This window comes from Oleiphilus sp. HI0066, assembly GCF_001635725.1.
Genome location: NZ_LWFH01000122.1, coordinates 1 through 1,982, shown reverse-complemented (window position 1 = coordinate 1,982; position 1,982 = coordinate 1). Strand labels below are relative to the sequence as shown.

2 protein-coding genes are annotated in these 1,982 nt (G+C 44.8%); both read left to right on the top strand.

The window, feature by feature from the left end; translation table 11 throughout:
• The first annotated feature begins 161 nt into the window (after positions 1-161).
• A complete protein-coding gene (locus tag A3738_RS02220) occupies positions 162-1,487 on the top strand; it encodes a ribonuclease J (RefSeq protein WP_197471925.1) in 1,326 nt (441 codons plus the stop codon).
• Positions 1,487-1,672: a CPXCG motif-containing cysteine-rich protein gene (locus A3738_RS29050; RefSeq protein WP_068499841.1), complete on the top strand. Its 186-nt coding sequence runs from the start codon at positions 1,487-1,489 to the stop codon at positions 1,670-1,672. Before A3738_RS02220 ends, A3738_RS29050 begins: the two co-directional genes overlap by 1 nt.
• Positions 1,673-1,982: the final 310 nt, after the last annotated feature.

Below are 1,982 nucleotides of genomic sequence, written 5' to 3'. Positions count from 1 at the left end.
TTGCTTAGGCATGAACTTTCTAAGGGTCTGATTCGTAAGACCCCCTAATCGTGATTTGTCTTACCCTCAACTGCAAATAGGAGTCGATTATTTCTAATTCATACGCGGCTAATCATCGCCAATTTTGGTACTTACCTTTAGGTGGAACTGGAGAAATTGGCATGAACATGAATCTCTACAGTCATGATGATGCGTGGTTAATGGTTGATTGCGGCGTAAGTTTTAGCGAGAGTCTCAGTGCGATTCATGCCAATAATCCGCAGAATGACGAAGACGCGCTTACAAAGAAGTTCGACAGAATAAGTGCAGACCCAAGTTTTATTGCACAGCGTGCTGATGCCTTAGCAGGCATCGTAATCACACATGCGCATGAGGATCATCTCGGAGCGTTGGTCGATCTATGGTCTCGATTCAAATGTCCAGTGTATACAACTCGATTCACCGCCCTATGTTTGCGTCATAAATTAGCGGAGTCGCGCAAAGAATTAGATATACCTGTTCATATCGTCGATGACGGTTCGACAGAGCAGATTGGCCCATTCGAGGTTCAGTGGTTGGCATTAACGCACTCAATGCCTGAGTCATATAGTCTTATGATCAGAACCAGAGTAGGTTCAGTTTTTCATACCGGTGATTGGAAAATCGATTTTGATCCTGTCGTAGGCAAGCCCTTTGACCCGCTACCTTTTAAGCAATTAGCGAGTGAGAACATTGCTGCAATGGTTTGCGACTCTACCAACGCTGACCGTTCTGGTAGAAGTGTTTCCGAGGGCGCATGTTATCAAGGCTTATTTGATCACGTCAGTGAGCAGTCGGGTAGAGTGTTGGTGACGTGTTTCGGAAGTAACATCGCGCGCTTAATAACGCTATTTAAGGTTGCCAAAGATACCGGACGCTATGTTGCCTTATTGGGGAGATCTCTTCATACCATGCATCGTCACGCAAAAGCTGCTGGTTACTGGCCTAGCGAGCTTGATGGCTTGTTGTATTCTCCGCATCAGATCGGGTATTTGCCGTCAGAAGAAATATTGATCATCGCGACAGGCAGTCAAGGCGAGCCGCGTGCGGCACTATCACGACTGGCAAGGAATCAATTCCGAGATCTTGAGCTGGAAGAGGGTGATACTGTGATATTTAGCTCTATTGTGATTCCAGGGAATGAAGAGCATATTCATCGTTTGATCGAGCAATTGGAACAGAAAAAGATATCCGTGATTACGAAGTACAACACATCTAGAACGATTCATGCGAGTGGTCACCCAAGTGAGCAAGATTTGCTTGATTTATACGGATGGGTGCAGCCTTCTCTCGTCATTCCAACGCATGGTGAGCAGCTGCATCTTGCTGCTAACGCAAAGGTTGCTAAGCAAGCTAAGGTGCCTCGCCAGATGACAGGCTTTAATGGTGACTTGTTTGAGCTTGTAGGAGCGAAACGCGTGCATAAAGCATTTATTGAACCTGGACGCATACCATTGGAGAGTAATTAATGAACCCATTGGAAGAGCAGAATACTTACTGTCCGTATTGCGGCGAACCGATTCAATTACTGCTAGACGTTATGGATTCAGACTCCGAATACACTGAAGACTGCCAAGTGTGTTGTCGGCCCATTGTAGTCAAAGTACTTAATGGGCAAGAACTGGTTGTCATGAGAGAGGACGATGCTTGCTAAGCTTGTCTGAATGAAGGTATGCCTGCGTCGATAATCTTGCAGGCATAAATGCACATGAAGACTTATTTGGCTTTGTCTATGAGCAGGCTTGCAATGGCTTGCATACCACTTTGATCGATACCCGCGCGCTTTTCAGCATCATTATTATAGTTTGTATTGGTGTTGATATCGTAAACNAACAAATCACCGATTTCGTTCTGAATAAATTCTATCCCTGCAATATCCATTTCTTCTTTGCTTAAGAATGTTTCGAGCTGATTCATTAGGGAGTGATTATCGAAGGTATCTATCAATTCAAACTTGCTCTCAG

What these genes read in the sequence shown, in the direction of transcription:
- A3738_RS02220 (WP_197471925.1), top strand. Translation starts at nt 162, where the DNA reads ATGAACATGAATCTCTACAGTCATGATGATGCGTGGTTAATGGTTGAT.
- A3738_RS29050 (WP_068499841.1), top strand. Translation starts at nt 1,487, where the DNA reads ATGAACCCATTGGAAGAGCAGAATACTTACTGTCCGTATTGCGGCGAA.